We start from the raw sequence: 18,287 nt of genomic DNA, 5'->3' as shown, positions 1-18,287 counted from the left end.
AGTTAATTAAAATGGGATGCTGTAATCAAAATTATATGGATTTGGGTAACTATAGGTAAACCCTATCTCTCTTATAATTCGACTGCCATCTATAATTCTATTATTTTGAGGACTAGGTTCAGTTAATGAGTCAACCATGGTGCCTTTAAATTTAGGAGGTGGCAAACCTAATTGACTGGCACTATAGGCATAAAATAAATTTTTTGATGGATGAATTGAAGAGCATAAATTATAGATAGTACTTATTTTTCGAGCTGAACTTGAAATATTTTCTTTTAATTTGATTATATATTCAATTGCACTAACTACATCCTCTCCATGAACAAAATTAATGCTTGATGCGCCATCTATCTTGTTTACCTGACTAGTTGGATTAGAAAAAAAACGACCTGGGTGCCTGTTATACCCAGCAAGTCCAGCTAATCTTAAAATTGTCACTTTGTGTTCTAAACGCTGTAGTAAATTTTTTTCCACTTCTAAAAGCACCTTTCCAGAAGCAGTTACCGGTTCACAGCTAGCTGTTTCATCATAACTCCCAGGTTTATCGCCATAAACAGAAGTTGAGCTTGTAAATATTATTTGACACACACCATAATCTATAGCTAAATCAATTAACTGATCAACTGACTTAAAATATTCAGCTAGTATTTCAGGCTGCCTTGAAGCGGGTAAAATAATAGCAATTATATCTGTTTGATTAAATAATCCATCTATGCTTGGATTACTCTTCCAAATGTTTGGCTTTATAGATAAATCTAATGGTAAGGTTAAAGGGAATATTTGTACTCCCGCAATTATCTGAGTGTGTGTTCTTTTTGAACCCACAACCTGATAATTCTGGCTTAATTTTTTAGCTAGTGGCACACCAAGCCAACCGAGTCCAATTATTGCGATTTTCATATGTCATCCTTTTTTACTTACTCGTAGTCAGCTTGCTTTACCTTATTGACATTCTCCCCCGCTAAAGCAAGGGGATCCCTACTGCGCACCTTCAATTACATAAATAAGATCATTTAGGATTTTAGCTCCCTAAGAAATATACCCAGCTATTTTATCATATCTTCATCCGTATTATGCCTTTTAGCAACATAAGTAGGGATAAACTTTTTCTAGCATATTAATTTAAAATAGCCAAATTCAAAGTAAGACAGACATCAACATAAGCAAATAATCACATCCCTATCGTCTACTTTTATGGCCCAGTTGGAATTAACCTTTTTATATTAAGGTATAATATACTTAATTTTAGTCAATCAATTTATTCATAGTTTTAATACTCGTAAGGTTAAGTAAAAAAATATCCCTAAATAGAATAAATGGGTATATGATCTCATCAACTTAATTAATACTCTTGTTATCATTCATTACCCTATACTACCCATGGTAAACTAACTATATCTCATTACATAAGGAGAATTTATGAGTCAAACAGCCCTTCAAGGATTGATAGAAACTGCATTTGAACGTCGCCATGACATTACCCCTACATCAGTAGATGTTGAAACAAAACAAGCCATTAATTTGATAATTTCGGCCTTAGATAAAGGAGAGCTTAGAGTTGCAGAGAAAATTAATGGACAATGGATAACTCATCAATGGTTAAAAAAAGCTGTGCTATTATCTTTTAGAATTAAAGATAATCGTTTAATGGAAGGCGGAGAAACTCGTTACTTTGATAAAGTTGAGATGAAATATGCCAATACATCCGATGATGAGTTTATGAAGCAAGGTGTTAGAATCGTTCCGCCAGCAGCGGTTAGAAAAGGTGCATACATTGCTAAAAATAGCATATTAATGCCTTCTTACGTCAATATCGGTGCTTATGTAGATGAAGGTACGATGGTTGATACATGGGCAACAGTGGGGTCTTGTGCTCAAATAGGTAAAAATGTCCATTTATCTGGTGGTGTAGGAATAGGCGGTGTGCTTGAACCTCTGCAAGCTAACCCAACTATTATTGAAGATAATTGTTTTATTGGCGCACGTTCTGAAGTCGTTGAAGGCGTTATTGTTGAAGAAGGATCGGTTATTTCAATGGGAGTTTATCTAGGGCAAAGCACAAAAATTTATAACCGCATGACAGGTGAAATTACCTATGGTCGAATTCCGGCAGGCTCAGTAGTCGTAGCAGGTAACTTGCCAAGTAAAGATGGTCTGTACAGTCTGTATTGTGCAGTCATTGTTAAAACAGTTGATGAAAAAACGAGAGGTAAAGTTGAGATTAATACTTTGCTTCGTCAATTAGATGAGTAATCACTCAAGTATTTTTGTATAGCTGTAGATAAAATTTAATTTAGGTTACCTTATATCATAATACAGCTATATAAGAAGGTTGATTTATAAAATTAAATATTGCGCTCTATTATTTTCTAACTGATAACATAATAGTACAGCTAGAAAAATTGAAGCCTAAATCAGTACGATGTACTAACTTTTGAGTTTTTATATTCTAATAATACACTCTGAAATAAATCTCAGGGCATGCTTTCTAAATTAAGTTAATTTAGTTCCAAATACTTCACTAACAGATAGGTTTGTATTCATGTCTAAAAATAAAAAACTAAAAAAAAGTATTTTAACCACAAGCTTAATTGCAGCATTAATGTCACTGTCAGTTGAACACACTAGACTGAACTTATCAAAAGTTAATGCTAACGATGTGATTCAATCGCAAGATATAGCATCTAAAGAAATCTCTCAAAATCACACATGGACAGTCTTGCCCAATAAAATCAATAAAAGTCCTGCTGATAATAGAGATTATCAAGCGATAAAACTTGCAAATGGTATGACAGTTTTATTAGTTTCAGATCCAAAAGCAACTCGCTCCTTAGGTGTACTGGCTCTGCCAATTGGTTCACTTGATGATCCAAAAGATCAGCAAGGCTTAGCACACTATTTAGAACATATGGTTTTAATGGGTTCGACTAAATATCCTGAACCAAGTGGTTTTAGTGAGTTTTTGAATAAACATGGTGGTAGTCACAATGCGAGCACTGCGTCATATCGCACTAACTATTATTTTGAAATAGATGACTCAGGACTAGATGAAGCATTAGATAGATTAGCAGATGCTATCGCTTCTCCTCTACTTGATCCAAGTAATGCGGATAAAGAAAGAAATGCAGTCAATGCTGAATTAACCTTAGCACGTTCTAGAGATGGCATGCGCATGGCTCAAGTTTCTTCAGAAACGATCAACCCAAATCACCCTGCTTCACAATTTTTTGGTGGGAATTTAGAAACTCTACGTGATAAGCCCGGTAGTCAATTACAATCAACACTGGTTGAATTTTATCAAAAATTTTACTCATCTAATTATATGGTAGGGGTGATATATAGCCCACGACCGGTAACTGAATTAGCTAAATTAGCGAACGAAACCTTCGGCAGAATACAGGATAAATCTGCAACAGTTCCTATCATTAAAGAGCCGATTGTCAGAAAAGAAGATAAAGGTGTCATCATTAATTATGTTCCTGTACAACCATTGAAGCAATTACAAATTGAGTTTAGATTACCAGATACACATATTGATACAAAATCATTAGCATTTCTTGAAAAAAATGAAACTTATATTAGCTACTTAATTGGTAATAGCAGTCAAGGTAGCTTAGCTCAAACACTAAAATCCCAAGGATTAATAGAAAGTATTTATGCAGGAGCAAGCCTTGAACAAAATAGAAATGCCGGTATTTTTAGTATTAACATTGATTTAACTGATAAAGGGCTTAAATCAAGAGATAAAATTATTGCTGCAGTTTTTAACTATCTAAACCTAATTAAAACACAAGGAATAGAACAAAGTTATTTTGATGAAGTTAAGCGTGTACTTAATATTGATTACGAATTTCCAACTTTAACAAGAGACATGGATTATGTGAGTGGCCTTGCAGAAAATATGCTTATTAGACCTATTGAGCATGTTGTTGATGCAGACAATGCCATTTCAACTTTCAACAAAGATGCAATCTTATCCCGTTTATCTGATATGACAATTGATAACGCTCGTATTTGGTTCATTTCTCCAGAGGAACCTCATACTAAAACAGCTTATTTTATGCAAGCACCTTATCAAGTGAATGCCATATCTGATGAGCAAAAAGCAAAATGGCGAACATTAGAAAAAGAGTGGCATTTTAGCCTACCACAACTTAATCCATATTTAGCGGATGATTTTTCAATTCACTACGATGCAAGTCAAATAATAGCTAAGCCAGCTAGAATTGAAAACAGTGAACTTGCTAACCTAAGTCAAGATACAAGCCTAGCAACAGCGGCTATAAAAGTTTTTTCAATGCCAAGCAAAGCATTCATAGAGAAGCCTAATGCAGATATCACCTTAACTTTAAGAAGCCCCTTACCAAAAGCTCAATTATCGCCTGAACAAAAGATGAATAATCAAATATTATTTGCTCTGTCTGATTATTTAGCTGGTCTTGCATTAGATGAACTATCATATCAAGCCAGCGTAGCTGGTATTGATTTTTCATCTTACTATAATAATGGCCTTGTTATCAGCGCGAATGGTTATACTCAACATTTATTGGAATTAATGATGAGTCTGACTAAGCAATATGCCACATTTATACCAACTGAACAACAATTTAACCAAGCAAAGGTATGGTATCTTGACCAATTGCTCACAGCAGATAAAGTTAAACCCTTTGAATTAGCACTGCAACCATTACAAACTGTTTCACGGGTTCCATATTTCGAGAGAGAAGCTAGAAGAATTGCATTAGAAAAACTTTCCATCAAAGATCTTATTGACTATAGAGATAGTTTATTTAAAGAAAAACAATTTGAATTACTCTCAGTGGGTAACTTAACTAAAACGCAAATTGCCAACTTCATCCATCAATTTAATCAATCTTTACCTGACGGCATTGCAAAACAAGGAGAGTCCTTTGAAGCTGACTTTGGTAGACGCATTGTCTTTGATAAACCAAGACAAATACAGCTTACTAGGGAGGGGACTACAACAGACTCAGCATTAGCAGCTGTTTATTTACCGATTCAAACCCTGACTAGTAATGCACAAAACCGTTCAGACATTGAATCATCAAACAGCCATAATGAAGCAACAACAAAATTGCTTAACGAAATCATTCAGCCTTGGTTTTATGATAAATTAAGAAGCCAGGAACAATTGGGTTACGCGTTATTTACTCTCCCATTTTCTTTAGGAGAACAATGGGGTATTGGGTTTTTAATACAAAGTAACATCAAACAACCAGCTCAATTATTAACTTATTTTAACGCTTTTTATGATGAAGCCTCGAGTAAATTAGAAAAATTAGATGATAGCACGTTCAAACAATATCAATCTGGTTTGTTAGCCCAGTTAAATGAACCATCTCAGACTCTAAATGAAGAAGCTAATCAATTTAAAGCAGATTTTTTTAGGGGACGATACGATTTTAATGCAAAAGAAACACTCATTACATCAGTGGAAAATCTTACACGAAATGACGTAGTGGCATTTTTTAACCAAACAGTTCTAGGTCAAAATAGATTTGCCATTCTTTCAGAGCTCAGTGGGACTGAGCAAGATACCCCTGAATTTACACAAGACTCAAATTGGTCCAAAGTAGAAAATGTTTCAACTTTGCAATCAACTTTAACCATTGAACAACAATAATATTATGATGCTGAGCAGTTAACCTTAATTCATTGAGTGTTATCCAAAACAAGCGATATCAATCGCTTGTTTTTTCCTCTAGGCTATCGACATAATCCAGTGTGAGTACTACGGTTTCAGTAACAACAATTGATTAATTAATTAGAATACCTCATAATCAGTCAGCACTCTTGTGAATAATGCTTTTATTTAATAACAAGACCAACCATTCACCTTAACAATTTTACTTAATAGCCTTTGTTTGCGGGTCCTATGAATCGAATAGCTAGATATGAAAATGTAGAAAACACAGATGAATTATTGACAAGATATACTCTACTTCAATCTGCATTGAGTCCTTTTCCCAAAAGGATTTCTCAGCTTTATGCAATCCCGAAAGTACCAGAACAAGGCGTGATTGAGTGGTATTCACCTGTTGCAGGACAGCCTGTTCCTTATGATGATCTACCTATAGAAGAACAACAGGCTGTAGTACATAATTTAAAAGAAATTTTACAATCAATAAAAACTGTTTCAGCCTCAACAGCAAATGAATCTCGCGAAATTTTAGATCAAATATCAAACTACCCAGTTAGCAGTTCTCTTTATGCCATTAATGGCACCCCAATCATTGCATTGGGAGAACAATTACGGACACCGCCAGTAATTGTTCCTCCACCTATTGCACCAGTACCAGCTAAACGGGGCTGCTTAATTCCATTGATTTTACTTCTTTTATTATTGCTACTTCTAGCAGCTGCCGGCTATTACTTATGGGACTATTGGAAAAAAAATGGGCATTTCCCTTTCATGCCAGTCCCTGCTGAAGTGACTCACGCACAGATATCTGATACCCCTGCTTCATTACCTTTAATTCCGGTAAAAAGTCATTTACCACTTATTTTAGCGGATATTCCTAAACCACCCGTTGCACCTGAACCGGCACCGATACCTGAACCGATACCCGAGCCGGTACCTGAACCAGTTGCAGAACCACTGAAAGTAGAACCTAAAGTGCTAACTGAAAAAGAGAAAAAAATAGCAGAATGCAAAATTAGGAAAAAGAAAAAACAGCAAGAAAAAACAGATATGATGTTAGTATTCGATGCGTCATATTCAATGATGATCAATATGAATGCAACGCCGGAGGGAATTGAATTATGGGAAAGAGATATACCTGTACCAGGCATTGAGGATGAACCTCGTCGTGTATCAGTAGCAAAAGATGCATCTAAAAAAGTACTGAATCAATTACCAAGTAATGTCAATGTAGGACTTGTAACAGCTTTTGATTGTAATAACGTTAAACTAAGTAATATGGTCAGTGCAAATAAACGCAATACTATTATAAATCAAATTAATGGTATTACTCCATTAGGAGCAACTGCTCTTGCCGAAGGGCTTAGCTTAGCGGGTTCAAAACTAAACCCTGCTAAAGAGTCAATGATTGTAGTGATATCAGATGGTAAAGAGACGTGTGACGGTGATCCTTGTGCAGTCGCTAAAGCACTGGCAAATGCACACCCAAAATTGAAAATTAATGTTATCGATATAATGGGTGCAGGCGCTGGCTATTGCCTTGCTGAAGCAACCGGTGGTCAGGTTTTTACTGCTAAAAATACAAACCAAATTAATACAATGCTCAAGGCGGCAACAAAAGAACTTGAAGACGAGGAGTGTGAATAAAAATTAATGGACGTAAAGATATACATCGGATTATATACTTAAAATCTTAGTAATTAACTATTTTTATCTTCTGTGCCTTATATCTCTGCCCTTCAGGACAGAGATATAAGGCAGGTTGTTTTACCTAATCAATATGTTTTTTCGATTTCTACGAGGTTTATAAGAAATAATGAAATTAAAAAATGACAATGATACCTATGATGAGTTCCAAAATCACTTTGCATATGATCTATTACAAATCATTAGGCAAGAACTTGAACAATCTTCATTAAATCAAATGCAAATAAGAGAACTCACTACTAATATTGGCTTTAACATAGCTTGTTTATTAGATGCTAGCATAGAATTTTCTGTGCAAGGGCAAGCCATCACCCCAATATTAACGTTTTCAACAGACAATGAAACACTGCTTCACCAAGATAGTCCTTCTAGTATGCATGAGTATATTCATGGTAATATCGATGAATTATTTGAATCCTAATTAACGCGATGTTCTATTTCTAAAATGTGAAATCTACAATGTTTAAAAAGCAAGCCGAACATATTCTTTATTGAACAGAGTGGTACGCTTACATGAGAATATTTTTCTAGTTAATCCATTGATTAAAAATATTATTTTTGATTTTTCAATATTAAGGTTTTCAGTCAGTTGACCAATGATGCTTTCATTAACTCTTCTTTTATGATTTCAAATAATCTGATGTTTTTAAGGGGATCTCTTTTTAGCACACTTTGATAGCTGCTCGCAAAATCACAACTTTTTTAGTAGAATAAATACACGCAAGGAAATACAATGAATAAATTTTCGCATATTATTTTACTCTTCTTATTATTAAATTCAGGATCACTTCTCGCAATAGATAACTACATCATTCATTTTAAAGATAAGCCTACTGAATACCACATTTCAGATTTTGAAATGTGGACTGATGATATTTATAATTATGAATTTACTGCAGATGAATGGTTAGGTATCTATGCAAATAGTGAAGATGCGGAAAAAAGGTATCGTGTCATACCAGATGTAGAATCTATTGCATATGGTAAACCTTGGTGTAACTTACAAATATTCACGGGATCAATTGAATTAAAAAATATTCAAAATCAGAATTTTTCTTGTATTCAAATACTTGGCCAATCTAAACGTTCAGGTGAAATTCCATTTGGCACGAAAGGATTGTTAATTAAACATGACGGAATGATTCAATTTATTCCATTGCTAAAACAAGAAATATTGCCAGGAAAATATCCCGAGATCTCAAGAACGGAGATCTATTTACAAGAGTCTCATTTGTTACGAGCTAATAGCTCTTTAAATGATATGCGCATCATGTTAAATGAAATTTATGCTCGCTATGGCTATCGATTTAAACCTGGCGGGGAAATGGACAGATATTTTAGCACCCAGTCATGGTATGCACCACAATATGATAATGTCGATGTATTTTTAACAAAAACAGAAAAATCGAATGCAAAATTATTGCGTAAATTACTCTCTCCAGATGTTCAGAATCAAAAAAAACGTTATATAGAAGAAATAACTGCTTTTTGTCAAGCTTTAGAAAATGATGACCTGGAGTATTTATCTGAACACATTAGTTATCTTACAACTGGCGCAGATCAAACCGTTACTTTTGAGCAATTTAAAGAAATATTACCTAATTTTAAACAGGTAATGCTAACAAGCAGCGCTAACTGTGCACAAGACATGAGCCTTTTAAATAAAAATTGGCTTTTTTCACCTGAAGGATCTAATCCATTTATGAATGCAACTTTTATCTATGATGAAGAGGAGCAAAAATATTTACTAGTCTATTTTGATCTTACACAATCTTGTATTCCCGAGTCGAGTGAAATAGAGGTAGCTGGAACTTTAGCGCTCAAAGACTATATCGATGACAGCCAAGATAATAAATCTATAGTACGTAAAATCATTCTTAATACTGTCAATATGCCAGTTTGTATTACAGGGGCAGACGTGAATTTCCCATATTGGAATATTCATGTACAGTTGGAGTTATCTGATTCAGATGAGAAAAAATTCACTGAATTAGCAAATGAAAATGTTACTCTGCAAGGACAAGTCAAGCTTGCTAATTCTCCTCAAGACTACACGCGGGTAAAACTTATTAATGTAACAATTAAATCTATAGATACTGACAAAAAATCTAAAGCATTTATGTAGGTAAATACATTAAGTTGGTATTGTTATTAAATAAATGCTAAATACTATAAACTTCGGATAAGTAGAAAAAACATATTATTTAGTGAATTAATCATTCAATAGCAATATTATCAATTCAACCCATATTTTGCATTAATAAATCATTTATGCAAAATATGAACTGAATTGTATTTGATTCGATACCACTTGTATTGACTTCAAAAAGCCAAATAAAAGGTTATAGAAAGGGACAAACAATCATTAGAATAACAATTTACCCCCCGCTCTAGACTAGAGGTCAAGGTTTTACGGCACATAGGATAATTTATACTTTAACAATAAAATGCTATCAATAGCTTCATATAGATAGCATTACACTTAATATATGATATCTATCCCAAAATAAATTTCATTTAATTTATTTTGGGATAGATAGGCCATCCTTACTCTTTGCAAATCTTTTTTTCTCCGCACCATGGACAGGATCTAAGCGCCCCCATGACCAGCCACCATACTGAGTTTGCTGATACAGCTGAACCATTTCGACAAGTTCTTCTTGTGTATTCATTACAAATGGTCCATGTTGAGCAACAGGCTCTTTAATAGCTTGCCCCTGCAGCAAAAGGACTTTAACTTGACCGACTTTAGCCGTTAAAGTCACATCATAACTTGAATCGAGTTGAATAGAAGAATGCCGAGTGATTAATGTCTCATCAACTTGAAGTTGGCTCCCCTCATAAAAATAAATCGTCCGATTTGAATCGTTTTTATTTGCTTTTGGCAAAACAAAGGTATCCCCTTCTTCAAGTGTGATCATAGCAATAACAACATCATTTTCAGGATCAGCTGCCCAAGAATCGCTTGGTGGTGCTATTGAAGCTTGATACTGACCAATACTTCCAGTTGTCAGCTTTAATTTGCTGGCTGTGCCAATAGTAAAGTTAGCAATCTCATTCGCCCAAAACATAGCAAAATTAGCAGGGACCTGTTTACTCTTAGCGGGTAAATTTAGCCATATTTGGAATAACTCAAATTGGTTTCGATTCTCTGAGTCTAATAATGGGAACATCTCAGCATGCATAATCCCAGACCCAGTAGTTAACCACTGGACATCGCCTAAACCGTATCGTGCGCTAGCACCTAAAGAATCTGAATGATCAACAAAGCCTTTTTCAACAATTGTGACTGTTTCAAATCCACAGTGTGGGTGGGCAGGAAACCCCGGTACTGTTTTACCATGATACATACGGTAACCATTTTGTTTAACAAAATCACTTCCTATATTACGGCCAATTAATGATTCTGTTACAGCAAAATCAGTGTTGCCTTTTGGGTAATCATCTTCATGATAAGCGCAAAATAAAAAAGGATCAGAGACAGGCCAAGGAAATCCTAATGGGTTAATAGTTATGATACCACTAGCGTTTTTATTACTCATGTCCACCCTCACCTGTTTTATAGTCAATTTATTGCCTAACAGAATTACTAGTTTAGGCTCCTGTTTAATTAATCATAACATCATTATGACACTTATCTTAATTAAAAATATCGAATAAATAATTCAACTAACTTGCAAGACCAAGATCAGCTTCTAAACTACTTAATTTACTTCTAAGCTCTTCTAGCTTAATTTGTTTTTCTATAACCGACGCATTTGGGTTAGCATTTTCAATTTCATCTTGGATTGCATTAATCGATGCTTGTATTTGAGCATTATCCGTCGTTTTGGCTTTAAGTGTAGCGAGCAATTGGTTTAATTTTGCTTTGAGTGCTGAATTTGTTGAATTTGCTTGATTTAAATCCGCTCTTTGAGCAGCAATTTCTTTTTCTAGCTCTGCCATCGTAGCCTTGAATTCTGCATTTAACGCAGTTTCATTTTCTAAGATGATTTTCTTATCATCGATTCGCTTTTGGTAGGTGCCTGAGTATTGACAATTAAATTTCGTCACAATACTGACATCCCCGGAATTTGGGTCACAATCTTTTACATCGGTTGCACACCCTGATAATAACACGCTGCTTAATAATCCCACAGCAAGGTATATTTTATTAAATTTCATACTATTCCTTCCCAAATATAAAATATTATTTAAAATAAAGAGATGAATCATATGCAATCAATCATCCCTTTTTGAAATTTAAACTATAGACAATTTATGTACAAAGCAATACGATAATATCAATTATGATAATTTAATTGCTGATCGTTGAGTAAACAAAGAATCTAGCTCCGATTCTAACGCCTGTACTTTTTCATTCATTTGTGCAATTTGTTCATCTAACTCAGAACTGTCTGCTGAAGTGCTATTACTGACTTTTTCCCAATTAGCTTGGCGTTCTTTCGCCTTGGCGAGTGTATCACGTAGAAAATTGATATTTGCATCAATTGACTTTAATTGTTTCTCTGCCATATCAGCGTTAATTGTGTTATTAGCAATTTCTTTTGATAATTTATCAAGTGTTGCTTTATTATCTATAATCACTTGTTTATTTATCTGATTAATACGCTCAAGTCGATTATTTTCTACTTTCATGTCACTAATTGCGCTATTAAGGGCCTCTTCTTCAGACCCGTATTTTTTCCGGTTATAATCTAAATAGGCATTTGCTCCTATACCAACCCCGCACCCTGCTACCGCGGCAATTAAAGCACATTCCGCTTTTTTACTTGAATTACTAAGTAAACATCCTGCAATCCCTAGCCCTGCCCCTGCAGCACAAGCTGTCAATCCTGAACGACTGAAAAATTCAATATCAGGGTTATTTTTTAATCTTGGATCGACTGAACTTGAAGAACCAAAATATCCTCCCCCGCCTCCTGCGCACCCTGTTAGAATAAAGACTGTACTGACCATGATGCTAGTAATAATACGCTTAAGTTTATATGCCATGCTAAAACCCCTTATTGAAATAGCCTTAAATTTAAGATGCAACAGCTCAAACGTCCGTTTATCATTTATATTCCATCTTTAGTCTGTTGCTTTACATGCTGCTAACCATGCATCCTTGCTAATTTTTCCATCTTTCCAATAGTGTTGTAAGTGATCCCAATAAGTCTCTAGATAGTTATTGAGATTACTTTTTGCCCTTGCTTGCATTTGTTGTTTTAATATCTGGGTTTGCGGTTCAATTTCACTAAATCGATAGTTAAGGGCATTACTTACCAACGTATCAGCATAATACCCAACCATGAAATCTAGCACTTTTTTATGATCATCAAGCTGAGCCTTACGCTTCATACAAGTTTCATCCGCTGTATCTTTTTCACAAGATTTAGCATAAATCCCCTCTAGTCTCGCATAAAACTCTCCATCATCTTTAAGTTTTGTACATAAAAAAGCGCCCAATTCTAAAGACGAGCGAATTGCTTCATCTCTCTGTTCATCACGTGCCTGAGCATTGGCTCGAAGCTCAGTCCTCAGTGCTTCTAATTCTTTTTTAGCCTTTTCATCCTCAAGCTGGTCGGTTATATTTGCTAGTGTATCAAGTGGTGTTGGCTCTGACGTATTTTCTTTTCCTTCATCACTGACTTGTTGATTGCCTAAATTAAGCCAAGCTTGCTCTAATACTTTGACTTTATCACTTGAAGTCAATGCAGGCACAACCATAACAAATCGAATACCATGTGTTTTATCCCTATAAGCGCCCTTTTCATCATAATAAGGAGATTCATTCCTAAGAGAACTTCTTATTTCTGAAAGTTGTGTCAGATAACTTCCACCTCGCACAACATATCCCCCCGCTTGACCATGCTGCCTATCAAGCTTATTCATTCTAAAAGGCTCAAACATCATTTCTTGTGCATTACCAAGCATATCATGGATGCCTAAAGGGTTAGGTTTAAGTAATCCAATTAACTGTAAATTACCATTTGCAGATTGAGCACCTGCGTACCAAATATACTCATTGGCACTGCCTTGCATAGGTGGAAGTGCTTCTCTAAATTCAGATGCGGTGACTGAAAGACCTCCTCTTGCTGCAAACTCCCACTCAGTTTCAGTTGGTAATCGAATAAACCCTAATTGTCCATCTTCTGATGGTAATGCTTCACTATGATATTCACGTAGCCAAACATTTAATTTATCAGCTGCAGTCATTGCCTCAACCCAAGATACTTTAGTTTGTGGTAATAATAATTTTTTACTAGGCTTAGGACAATTTCCTTGGGTGATGGATTCATATTGCAACTGTGTTAATTCGTACTTAGCAATAAGATAATATCGCCCCTGAATATTATTTTTTTCATCTTGGTCGGTAAAGCTACCTGCAATATGCTCAGGCCGGCTGTACTCTACAAATCCCCATTCATCATTATCTCTTCCGAGTGTAATGCTATAATCCTCAAGCGGCTGGCTAAGTGGAATAAACACTTTTCTAAAAACAATTGCACCATCGCATGGCAAAGGGAAAATAACATCACCTTCCGTGGTAGCAGGATTAAAAAATTTCTCTTCCCATTTCACGCTACTTAATACATCACTATTATCAAAGGCCATTAATGAAGGACTAGTTATGGATGTGCTAAGCGCCAATAAACTTACTAGCCCATGATAAAAAAATGAGAATTTACTTTTTATGCACTTAAATTGATTAAATTTCACGTAGACTCTCCGCAGGTTCTATTCGGCTTGCTCTAATTGTTCCTAGTGTTGCAACAAATAGTGCAATACTAAAAGATATACCAAATGCGATAAGATAATGTTGATACGTTAAATAACTAGCAAATTGATTCTCAAGCATTGCACCACCTAAAGCTTGATTAAATAAATGACTCCCTATGGCATACAAACCACATGCAATCAGATAAGCAATTGTGGTTAATATGATAGACTGCATAGTAATATAAACAGTAACAGATCGTTTAGTAAATCCCATCAGTCTCATAATAGCCATATCCTTTCTTTTCCTATCAATATTAGCTAAAAATGCCCCTGATAAGGATGCAGCACAGCCTAAAAAGGTTATCCAAGCAATCACATTAAAAACAAATCCCAGTACATAACTAATCGCTTGGACATTTTCAATTTCAGCACTTTTTGTTTGGGTTTCAATATTCTGTGAGTTAAGCCATTTTGCTAATGGGGCAACATCTTCTAATGTGCTGGCAAAAAGACGAAATTTTGCAAAATGTGTTCTTTCAGGTGCAGTTCCACCTGTTGTAGCACTTAACGTTTTAACAAAAAAACCATCTCGGTAATCTTCCATATCAATCAGTTGATTGATAGAAATAAATCCTGCTAATCGCCCAAAATAGTTGGTATTAAGAATGTCTTTAACCACTAAATCTTGCTTTCCACGCTCAAGTTGACTATTTAATTTTCGGCTAACAAATAAACTCACCGACTCACCAATACTCACATTTAATTTATCAGCCAGTGGTAGCGTTAAAATGATTTCGTTATCGTTTAATCTACTTGCTTGCATTCCTAAAATAGGATCACCTTTATCAGTTGGTATCATCTCAACATTTTCAGCAAAATGCTTGCTATCTTTAAATAGATCTGCATGCGTATTTAAACTTCGAGTTAAGGGAATGACAAACTGCACATCATTTCTAGCTCTAATATCTTCTATTAAGCTAAGCGGATAGTTTTTATTACCCAATATAACAATTTCAATATTACGTGGATCGTTTAATAACTTTTGATTTAGTTGAGTGACAATACCATTTTTCAATCCAAACAATAGCATAAGTGGTGCAATAACTGATACTAATGCAAAAATGATGCACAACGCAATTTTTCTGTCAAATAGCAAATCCTTGTAGGCCAATCTTAACAGTAACTTACCTCGAGCAATCCACCCTAATTTTGGTGGTAGATTGCATAAATTAGACATATTCAAATACGCTCCGATGAGTACTTACTGATTTTGCTTGAATGCTCTTAAAACCATGCTTTTCAATTAATTTCCAATCATGACTGACTAATAAAATCGACAATTGTCGCTCCTTGGCTATTTCTTGCATTAGTACAAATAACGTCTCTGCTGTATAGGGATCTAGTGCTGCAGTCGGTTCATCAGCAAGAACTATAAGAGGTTCATGAGCAATTGCCCGAATAAATGCAACCCTTTGTCGCTCACCTATCGATAATTGGTGCGGCATTTTATCTGCGAGTCGTTTAATGTTTAACCTAACCATAATATCAGTTATCCAATCAGCTTGGTTTGGTAAGCCTTTTTGCGATCGAGTCAAAAAAATATTCTCTCTGACATTTAAAAAAGGCAATAAGCCACCGGTTTGCAAAATAAATCCAAGTGCTTGAGATCTTATCTGTGCTAATAAGGTTTCATTTTTTTCTAATATCTCACATGACAGATCATCCAGCTCATTGCCTTTACCTAAATTCAATTCAAAACGGGCTAAATTATCAGGTTTGAGTATGAGCCCTAGCACTTCAAGTAATGTACTTTTACCTGAACCACTTTGACCAGTTAACGCTAATATTTGCCCAGAATATAGTTCCAAACAAGGTAATTGAACGATAAATTTACGAGAGGCATCAAAACGTGTAACCGAAAGATCCTCTATTTTTAGAATCAACTGATTTATAGCTGTCATTAAGGTAAATTTTCCAAGGGAACTGGATAAACATAATCCCTAGGATCGCTATCTGGGGCTAATGCTATCCATCTATCGCTATCTTCGTTATACTTTTTATAGTACTGAATTTTCGTATTTAGTCGTCTTATGAATTTTTCTTGTTCTAACCCATCCCAACTTTTCCATGTCTCCTCATCCAAACTCAAAACTTCGCTCAAATAAGGTAAGTCTTCTAAATATTCCCCTAATAGTCCTAACTCACTCAGATTAGTAGTTCCAGATTGCTGTAACTGACCAGGATCTTTACCCATAGTCGCAGCAAGATCTCTTAATTCTGCAAACATATCTTCTGGAGAAATAAGTCCTTCATTCGCTGCATTAACAACTTTTGTCAACATATCACTCATGTCACTCATTTCACTTTTAGTCAATAGAACCTGCACCTCAACTGTGGGGATCGTTTGCTTTTCAATATCTCTATCACTTATCCATGCTTGAAAAACGGGAGGGGCTTGTACACCTTCCGTTTTTCCTAAATAAGCAAGTCTCATTGCATGTCCTAATAATTCGGTATCGGCAATCAATTGATCGTCAGTCGTTTCAGGAGTAGGTGTATTTTCAATAGGTGTGCTTTGATCTGATGCTTGCGTTGCACTACCAATCGCGTTTTCACCCTGATAAGCAGTTTGAATTTGTGTTGTAATCGCTTTACCTAACGTTTCGATTTTCTGCCCAAATTGAGAGACATCAGCTAATTCAATAGGATAATAAAGTGGTTTATTAATGTAACTATTAAAAGCAAGATCAGTATACTGTGCTTCAGCCTTTGCGTGATTTTTCAAGCCACTTTTAGATTTCAAATGCAATGTATAAAGTGCCACACCGCGCCTTGCAGCCTCTTGCCTAACTTGCGCTGCATCTAGACCTGTGCTTGATAAGGTATTATCTGCTTCTATTGCCCCAGCATCAGTTACTAACACAATATACCTTGCACCAAATTGATTCCAATCGATTGTTTCCAACGCTAGCATCACACCAGCATAAGGGTCTTCATCATATAGAGAACTTGAAACCTTAGCTTCTTTTAATCCACTTACTTGAGCTAAAAAATCTTGTCCATTTTTTACTTGATTTGGATTTGCAAACATCTTCGCATTCCATTCAAGCCCGGGTACCGCTTCAACATTTGACCTAAAAGATACTAATCCAAATTTGACCTGTTCTAACATATTAGCTTGTTCAATTTGTTGATAAATTTGATTAACCACTTCTTTCGTTTTATCAATATAAGGTCCCATCGAAATAGTTGAATCAATTACAAACACCACTGAGGCTGAAAATCCACTTAACCGATTTGGATCAGTTGATTCTTCCGTCGATTTAGAACTTTCATTCATTGGTTGATTTACTGTTTCTGATTTATTTTGTGAGTTGGTTAGATTCGCGCTCGATGTTTCTACTGGTGTATTACCAGAAGTCGTTGCATTTGGTACAGAGGTGCTATTTGAGTTTGATATATTAAGTTCTGTTTCATTTAGCTTTTCAATCACGGCCTCAGGTTCTTTTGATACAGAAGCAACATTTAAAAGCCGAGTTCTAAACCCAGCCTCTGTGAATACCTCTTCAGATGCTAAAACAGGCAATAGATAAAATTGTGTCTTTTGGTCTACCATTGTACTTGGTTCAATAGCTAAAACCTGTTCTACTACTTGGCTATTAGCAAGTGCGTCATAGATTGGCTTTAATTCTGTTTCTGGCGCTGAATTTTCTAACAATGCCTCAATTGTATTTTGTTCTTTAAAAAATAAAGTTTGGTTTCGACCTGCGGGATTGGTAAATGCAAGTGTGAGCTGCATTTTCCAATCAACTGCGCAATTAGCATTTATCCAGCCACTCGTTTTACCATAGCTGTCAGGTCCAACCTTTAACCAAGTATCACTCTCGATTACCTGTTTTTCATACACATAAAATCGACTAAACGCTGGTACAGCTTGACCCTCTATTTTGGGCTCTTGGCTAATTTTACAACTCGGTGTCGTTAAAACTCGCTGAAAAAGTGTTTTCTTTCCTTCTTGTAGCAAAGGTTTAATCGCTATAGTTGTTTCAGATTCAGCTTTTGTTTTAATCGGCACTTGTGCTGTTTCTGCAAAAGAAAACGCGACTTGCCCGTATAAAGTCATGCCTAGCGTGGGTAACAATACATATTTTTTAAGCACAGTTAATATCCTTTTCGACAACCTATAAAAAATCACAATGATAAAGTATTGATT

The 18,287-nt window shown here is 35.3% G+C and carries 13 protein-coding genes; 5 read left to right on the top strand and 8 right to left on the bottom strand.

All coding sequences use genetic code 11. From position 1 onward, the window contains the following. Positions 1–6: 6 nt before the first annotated feature. Entirely contained in the window at positions 7–900 is an 894-nt protein-coding gene (locus tag BMW37_RS03355) for an NAD-dependent epimerase/dehydratase family protein (protein WP_093317808.1), read from the bottom strand. A gap of 519 nt (positions 901–1,419) precedes the next feature. Between BMW37_RS03355 and dapD the strand changes: the two genes are divergently transcribed. The 5 genes from dapD to BMW37_RS03330 all read left to right on the top strand — a co-directional run bounded on the left by dapD (position 1,420) and on the right by BMW37_RS03330 (position 9,494). After that, on the top strand, positions 1,420–2,253 hold the full coding sequence (gene dapD / locus BMW37_RS03350) for a 2,3,4,5-tetrahydropyridine-2,6-dicarboxylate N-succinyltransferase (RefSeq protein WP_093317807.1): 834 nt from the start codon (positions 1,420–1,422) through the stop codon (positions 2,251–2,253). A 289-nt stretch (positions 2,254–2,542) separates the two neighbouring features. Further along, positions 2,543–5,644 (top strand): pitrilysin, encoded by a 3,102-nt coding sequence (gene ptrA, locus BMW37_RS03345; protein WP_093317806.1) that lies wholly within the window; start codon positions 2,543–2,545, stop codon positions 5,642–5,644. Positions 5,645–5,896: 252 nt separating this feature from the next. Further along, the gene (locus tag BMW37_RS03340; protein WP_093317805.1) at positions 5,897–7,309 is read left to right on the top strand and encodes a vWA domain-containing protein; all 1,413 of its coding nucleotides are present in this window, start codon (positions 5,897–5,899) and stop codon (positions 7,307–7,309) included. Between the two features lie 169 nt (positions 7,310–7,478). Continuing rightward, complete coding sequence (locus BMW37_RS03335) at positions 7,479–7,790, top strand: hypothetical protein (RefSeq protein ID WP_093317804.1); 312 nt, start codon at positions 7,479–7,481, stop codon at positions 7,788–7,790. A 312-nt stretch (positions 7,791–8,102) separates the two neighbouring features. Further along, the gene (locus BMW37_RS03330) at positions 8,103–9,494 is read left to right on the top strand and encodes a DUF4459 domain-containing protein (RefSeq protein ID WP_093317803.1); all 1,392 of its coding nucleotides are present in this window, start codon (positions 8,103–8,105) and stop codon (positions 9,492–9,494) included. A gap of 397 nt (positions 9,495–9,891) precedes the next feature. Here BMW37_RS03330 and BMW37_RS03325 read toward each other — a convergent pair whose 3' ends face one another. From BMW37_RS03325 to BMW37_RS03295, 7 genes are all read right to left on the bottom strand, one after another. Continuing rightward, on the bottom strand, positions 9,892–10,911 hold the full coding sequence (locus BMW37_RS03325; RefSeq protein WP_093317802.1) for a pirin family protein: 1,020 nt from the start codon (positions 10,909–10,911) through the stop codon (positions 9,892–9,894). A gap of 127 nt (positions 10,912–11,038) precedes the next feature. After that, on the bottom strand, positions 11,039–11,533 hold the full coding sequence (locus BMW37_RS03320; RefSeq protein WP_177168564.1) for a coiled-coil domain-containing protein: 495 nt from the start codon (positions 11,531–11,533) through the stop codon (positions 11,039–11,041). 123 nt (positions 11,534–11,656) lie between these two features. Then, complete coding sequence (locus tag BMW37_RS03315; RefSeq protein WP_093317801.1) at positions 11,657–12,364, bottom strand: hypothetical protein; 708 nt, start codon at positions 12,362–12,364, stop codon at positions 11,657–11,659. A 78-nt stretch (positions 12,365–12,442) separates the two neighbouring features. Next, the gene (locus BMW37_RS03310) at positions 12,443–14,074 is read right to left on the bottom strand and encodes an SUMF1/EgtB/PvdO family nonheme iron enzyme (RefSeq protein WP_245711013.1); all 1,632 of its coding nucleotides are present in this window, start codon (positions 14,072–14,074) and stop codon (positions 12,443–12,445) included. Then, positions 14,064–15,311 (bottom strand): ABC transporter permease, encoded by a 1,248-nt coding sequence (locus BMW37_RS03305; RefSeq protein WP_093317800.1) that lies wholly within the window; start codon positions 15,309–15,311, stop codon positions 14,064–14,066. The genes BMW37_RS03310 and BMW37_RS03305 overlap by 11 nt, the downstream gene beginning before the upstream one ends. After that, positions 15,304–16,035, bottom strand: a complete 732-nt coding sequence (locus BMW37_RS03300) for an ABC transporter ATP-binding protein (RefSeq protein WP_245711012.1) — start codon at positions 16,033–16,035, stop codon at positions 15,304–15,306. Before BMW37_RS03300 ends, BMW37_RS03305 begins: the two co-directional genes overlap by 8 nt. Beyond that, on the bottom strand, positions 16,035–18,233 hold the full coding sequence (locus BMW37_RS03295; protein ID WP_093317799.1) for a vWA domain-containing protein: 2,199 nt from the start codon (positions 18,231–18,233) through the stop codon (positions 16,035–16,037). Before BMW37_RS03295 ends, BMW37_RS03300 begins: the two co-directional genes overlap by 1 nt. Positions 18,234–18,287 lie beyond the last annotated feature (54 nt).

The sequence above is a fragment of the Thorsellia anophelis DSM 18579 genome (genome assembly GCF_900111395.1).
Lineage (GTDB): Bacteria > Pseudomonadota > Gammaproteobacteria > Enterobacterales > Thorselliaceae > Thorsellia > Thorsellia anophelis.
This window is presented reverse-complemented; position numbering and strand designations above follow the sequence as displayed.